The sequence below is a fragment of the Streptomyces sp. NRRL B-1347 genome, from assembly GCF_000720325.1.
GTDB lineage: Bacteria > Actinomycetota > Actinomycetes > Streptomycetales > Streptomycetaceae > Streptomyces.
In genome coordinates this window covers 1-5616 of sequence record NZ_JOJM01000144.1, presented here as the reverse complement: position 1 = coordinate 5616, position 5616 = coordinate 1, and the positions used below count along the sequence as shown (strand labels likewise).

Genomic DNA, 5616 nt, shown 5'->3' with positions numbered 1-5616 from the left:
ACCATGCGCGGCAGCCCCTGGACACCCACCACCTCCTGAAACCCCGGGCCACCCGGCGATCCAGCATGCCCACCAGCCCCCACAGACCTAACCAGTTACTTCGCCTGGAGGTAGGTGGGCTCCATCGCGTCCAGCTCGGCGGGCCAGGCATTACGTTTCGTCATCGCCTGGATGTGGTCGATGGGGTGGTCCGGGTCGTACATGGAGTGCACGAGGGAGGCGAGGCGGCCCTGGCCGAGCGGCTGGCGCACGCGGATGTCGGCCTCCTGGAGGCGCGAGCAGATGTCGGTCAGCTCGCGTGCCATGACGACGGCGAGCCCGGCGTCCCGGTCGAGCTTCTTGCCGCCGTGCGGGCGGGCGGCGCGCGCCATGGCCTGGGCCTCGGCGGCGAGCTCGCGGGAGTAGTGCATGCAGGCGACGAGGTAGGCGCGGTGCTGCTCGCTGCTGGTGGACACCATCGACTGGAGCTGGTCGTAGCTGTGCTGGAGCCAGGGCAGCGCGCGGTCGTCGCCGCGCGCGGCGACGTCCTTGGCGTGCGCGTCCGGGTCGGCGGGCAGGGTGCGGGCCAGCATCTGGAGCCGCGTCACGAAGCCGTCGCCGTTGGCCACGTGCTTGAGCAGCGTGCCGAACCGGTCGACGAGGGCCTCCTGGTCCTCGCTGTCGCGCAGGCCGACGCCGGGGCCCTCGATCTCGATGGCGGCGGTGACGGTGCGCCGGTCGGCGTGCAGCAGGACGGCGATCTCGTCGGGCCCGAAGGGCGCGGCCAGCCAGCTGATGCGGCCGATGCCGGGCGGCGGCCCGATCTCCACCTCGCGCCCGTCGAGCCGGACGCCCGCCTCGGCGACCGAGGACCGGTAGGCGGTGCCGCGCCGCAGCGATCGCTTGTAGCTCCGGTTGATCTCGAACCACTTGTAGAACGTGCGTCCCTTGTACGGGATGTACACCGCCGCGATGGCGATCATCGGGAAGCCCATGAGCAGCACGATGCGCATGGCCAGGAACGGGATGAGGATGCCGCACATCATGCCGAGGAACGCGCCGCCGATGATCAGCGCGATCTCGCCGGTCTCGCGGTTGCGGCCGATGATGGCGTTCGGCCGGGCCCGGCCGATCAGATAGGTGCGGCGGGGCGTGACCGGTGGGGACACATGGGACTGGGTCGTCAACGCCCTTCACCTCCAGTGCTGTTCGTACCGCCGCGGTTGCCCGCGTGCGGGGTGTTCGAGGGGCTCGTACGGGGTGGGGGTGCGGCGGAGGGGACAGTTCCGCCGCCGTTCTGGGCGGGGCCAGGCTGCCGGTGGGCGTGTGAGGACAGGCCGCTTCCGACGGCGTTGGCTGTGGCGGCCTGCGGCGGGGTGTCGCCGCCGCCCGCCTGGCCGCCGCCCGCCTTGCCGCCGGGGCGTGCGCTGTGGGTGCGGATGCCCTGGGCGACCCAGGCGGCGGGCGAGTTGAGGGCGGTGGCGGCGCGGTTCTCGGCGCCGCGCATCAGGCGGTTGTTGCGGGTGGCCATGATGTCGTCGCCGAAGCCGGGGATGAACCGGTAGATGGAGGCGCTGGCGAAGATGGCGAGGAGGATCACGGAGAGTCCGGAGACGACGGCCGACAGGGAGTCGGGCCCGTCCTCGCCCTGGAGGGCTCCGGCCACTCCGAGCACGATCACGATGATGGGCTTCACCAGGATGATCGCGACCATCAGGCCGGCCCAGCGGCGGATGCGGCCCCAGGTGTTCTTGTCGACGAGGCCCGAGTACACGACGGTGCCGAGGAGCGCGCCGACGTAGAGCATCGCGGCGCGGATCACCAGTTCCAGGCAGAGGATGCCGGCGGCGGCGATCGACACGGCGGACACGACGATCAGCATGATCGGGCCGCCGCCGATGTCGGTGCCCTTGTCGAGGGCCTGCGAGAACGTGCCGAAGAACCGGTCGGTGTCGCCGCCCACCGACTTGGCGAGCACCTCGGACACGCCGTCCGTCGCGGACACGACGGTGGACAGGATCAGCGGGGTGAACGCGGACGCGAGCACCGTCAGCCACAGGAAGCCGATGGCCTCCGAGAGCGCCGTGAGCAGCGGTACGCCGCGCACGGCCCGCTTGGTGACCGCGAGCAGCCACACGATCAGGGTGAGGATCGTCGACGCGGCGAACACCACGGCGTACTGCTGGAGGAACTTCTCGTTGGTGAAGTCCACGGCCGCGGTGTCGTTCACGTACTCGGTGAGCTTGTTGACGATCCACGAGGCGGCGTCGCCGAAGCCGCGGGCGAGCGAACTGAGCGGATCGAGCTCGGACAGCGCCCCGTTGTCGGGAACCTTGGGCGCGTCCCCGCCACCTCCGCCGCCTTCGCCTTGCTCGCAGTACTTCTTGGCGGGGCCGTGGATGAGCGCGCACGGGTCGTCGTCGGGCGCGGCGGCGGCGCGCGTCGCGAAGAGGAGCACCGCTGTCTGGACGGCCGCGAGGGCCGCGGTGAGCTTCAGTACGGGGCGACTACCGCGCATACGTGAACCCTCCGTACCCCTCGACGGCGTCCGCGATCTCTTCGGAGCCGGACGCGCGGTCGTCGCCCGGGACCGGGGCGGGACCGTCCTTCTGGGTGTGCGTGGTGATCTTCCAGTCGCCGTCGGTCCACGTCAGCTTCATGGTGATCGTGAACCAGCTGCTGGTGACCGGCTTGGTGGACCGCTCGCCCGCGAGGCCGAGGAGGCCGCTGCACCAGGTGGCCACGGTGGCCTTGCCGTCGGCGAAGTCGGTGACCCGGGTGCCGATCGCGCTGGTGCGGGAGACGAACTGGTAGCCGCTCGGTGTGGAGCCGTTCGCGTTGAGCCCCACGTTCTTGAAGAAGTCCGCGCTGTACGCCTTGTCCAGGTCCGCCTTGAACTTGGGCACGCTGGAGGGGGCCATGATGGCCTTGAGGATGCCGTCCCGCTTCGACTTGTCGAACATCTCGGCCGAGCCGAGCGCCACCGCGTAGTTCGCCGCCGCGCTCTGCGCGCCCTGCTCCGTCTTCGCGTACCCCGCCGGAATCCCCCCGTTCTTCCCGCTCACCGGCTTCTCGCCGGTCGGGGCCGTGGGGGTCGATTCCGTGTCCTTGTTGCCGTGGGCGCCGCCTCCGGCGTCGTCGGACGACGAGTCGTCGCGGTTCGCGAAGGCGATGGCGGCGATGAGGAGGACGACCACGCCGATGACGGTGACGAGGCTGCGCGAGGAGGAGCGGCGGCCGGGTCTGCGGGCGCCGCCGTAGCCGTCGGCGCCGTCGCGCTCCGGGAGCCGCGTCCGGGTCTCGCCGGTGCCGCCGAAGAGGTCATCGTCATCGCTCATGCCGCGTACGTCCCCTCAACCTCTTCCTTGACCACCACGTCCGTCTGGTGCATCGGATATGACGGTAGCCGTGCTGGTTCCCGCGCGGGCGCGGTGTGGTGACTCGACATCAGGGAGTTGCAACCTCAGCCGGTGGGCACGACGGACGGGGGAGGAGAGGAGGGAGACGGGAGGAAGGAGGGCGGGCGGGGGTCAGACCGCCATGCCGTACACGATGGTGAACAGCGTGCCGAGTGAGCCGATGATGAAGACACCGGTCAGGCCCGCGATGATCAGGCCCTTGCCCTGCTCCGCGCTGAACGTGTCGCGCAGCGCCGTCGCTCCGATGCGCTGCTTCGCGGCGCCCCAGATCGCGATGCCGAGGCACAGCAGGATCGCCACGGCCATGACGACCTCGATCATCACGCGTGCCTCGTTGCCCAAGCTCCCGAAGGGACCCCAGTCGGGGGCGATCCCACCGATGATGGTGGTGATGTCGCCCTTCTCGGCTGCCATAAGCATGTGTAACTCACCGCCCCTAGTGGGTTGTTCCAGCACCTCTGCCCACCTCTGCGTACCGGAGTGCAGAGGACGAAGCTCATTCTCGCCGACAATCAGCCCGGCGTGTGCAGCCTTGGCGTCATTCGTTGGCTGACTTCAAACGTATGGTCACTCTGTGTATCACGCGGGGTGACGCCGGGCAATGAAGGTCCGGCGTGGCCACTGACGTCAACTCAGAACGACGCCGGGCCACGCCCTCAGACCCTCCGTCAGGTGCGGTCTCCAGGGGCGGGGGAGAGGTGGGGCGGGCTACGTCCGGGGGCTGAGGCCGTCGATTCCGCCGAGGCCGCCGCTGACGACGTAGGTGCAGTCGGTGTAGCGGTAGCCGCTCTGGACCGTGGTGCCGTCGCTGTGGTCGCGGACCAGGCCGGTGCCGCCCGTGCCGCGCTTGTAGAGGAAGTGGTACTCGCCGGGCGGCAGGCGCAGGGACTTCTGCGGATAGCTGCGGCCCGCCTTGCAGGCCTTGCTCTTGCCCTCGGCCTTGCTGGAGTACGTGGTGCAGCCCGCGCAGGCGCCGAGCTTGACGGTGCCGGTGGCCGGTCCTGTGAACAGGACCTCGACGGCGCTCGGCCCGTCGTTCTTCACGACGAACTCCTGGCCGGAGCCGGGTCCGCGCTGGGCGGGCAGCTTGCGGCCGGCCTGCGGGCGCTCGGCGGCGACCTCGGCGGCGATGGCGATGGTGCGGGCGCGCTCGCTCTTGCCGCTGTTCTTGTACGTGTCGGCGTACTCGCGCAGCCGCTTGGCGGCCTCGGTGAACTGGCCGTCCTCGAATTCGTCCACACCGCAGGCGTATTCCCCCGACTGGACGGCGCGATCGGCCCGGGAGACCAGGGAGGTGCCCTTGCCCGCGGGCAGCGAGGCGGCGACGGCGCGGACGCGGGTCAGCTTCTCGGTGGCGGAGCAGGGGTCGGTGCCCTTGAGGTCGGCGGCGCGGTCGTCGATGGCCGCGCCGAGGGTGGGCACGACCTTCCCGGCGGCCGCGGAGTCGGGGAAGGTGGTGAGCAGCTCCTGGAGGTGGGTGCCGTCGCCCCGGTCGACGGCCGCGGTCCCGCACTCGTACAGGGAGGTCGCGAGCCGGTCGTCGGGCCAGGTGGCGAGGCGGCCGAGGCGGTCCTCGCCGATGCTGGTGGGCAGGGTGCGCAGATAGGTGAGGGGCGCGACGGCCTGGCAGTACTGGCGGTCGGCGTACGGCCGGGCGACGGCCTTGTAGTACGCGTCGAGGCGGTCGGGCACGCGGTCGGCGGCGCGGGAGCCCTCGTGGTCGCGGAGGAGGTCCCGGTAGGTGCCGAGGGCGGAGCGGTAGCCGCGCTCGGCGGCGGCGAAGTCCTGCCCGTCCTGGTCCTCGACGAGCTGGTCGGCCTTGTCGAGCCGCTCCAGGAGCATGTCCTCGACGGCTTCGTCCTGGGCGGCCTCGTAGGCGAAGGCGCTCCCGGCGGGGACGGCGAGCAGGACGACGCCGAGCGCGGCGGCGAGCGGGGCGCGCAGCCGCCAGGCGAGGGCGGTGCGGCGGGCGCGCCGAGCCCCGTCGGCGGCGGCGAGCACGAGCAGGGCGAGGTAGCCGACGAGCAGGCCGCCGGGGACGCCGTCCACGTCGGCGGGCAGGGCGGTCACGAGCAGCGCGGCGGTGGCCGCCCAGCACAGGACGGCGGGCAGCCAGGCGCGGACGAGGACGTAGCCGAGGCCGAGTCCGGTGAGGTTGAGCAGGGCGGCGGCGACGGGCCGCAGCGGCTCGGGCGCGGCGGGCGGGGGCGCGGGCGCG

General features: G+C 71.6%; 4 protein-coding genes and 1 pseudogene. All 5 read right to left on the bottom strand.

The window, feature by feature from the left end:
* Positions 1 to 98 precede the first annotated feature (98 nt).
* Positions 99 to 1166, bottom strand: a pseudogene (locus tag IG74_RS0143595) (SCO6880 family protein); the annotation flags it as partial.
* Positions 1163 to 2497 carry a hypothetical protein gene (locus IG74_RS0143590; protein WP_030689136.1) on the bottom strand — a complete coding sequence of 445 codons (1335 nt, stop codon included), beginning with the start codon at positions 2495 to 2497 and terminating at the stop codon, positions 1163 to 1165. The pseudogene IG74_RS0143595 and the gene IG74_RS0143590, both read right to left, overlap by 4 nt.
* On the bottom strand, positions 2487 to 3317 hold the full coding sequence (locus IG74_RS0143585; RefSeq protein WP_030689134.1) for a hypothetical protein: 831 nt from the start codon (positions 3315 to 3317) through the stop codon (positions 2487 to 2489). The genes IG74_RS0143590 and IG74_RS0143585 overlap by 11 nt, the downstream gene beginning before the upstream one ends.
* 192 nt (positions 3318 to 3509) lie before the next feature.
* A complete protein-coding gene (locus IG74_RS0143580) occupies positions 3510 to 3818 on the bottom strand; it encodes a hypothetical protein (protein WP_030689133.1) in 309 nt (102 codons plus the stop codon).
* A 288-nt stretch (positions 3819 to 4106) separates the two neighbouring features.
* Positions 4107 to 5616: hypothetical protein (locus IG74_RS0143575; protein WP_030689132.1), on the bottom strand; the 1510-nt coding region annotated here is incomplete at its 5' end.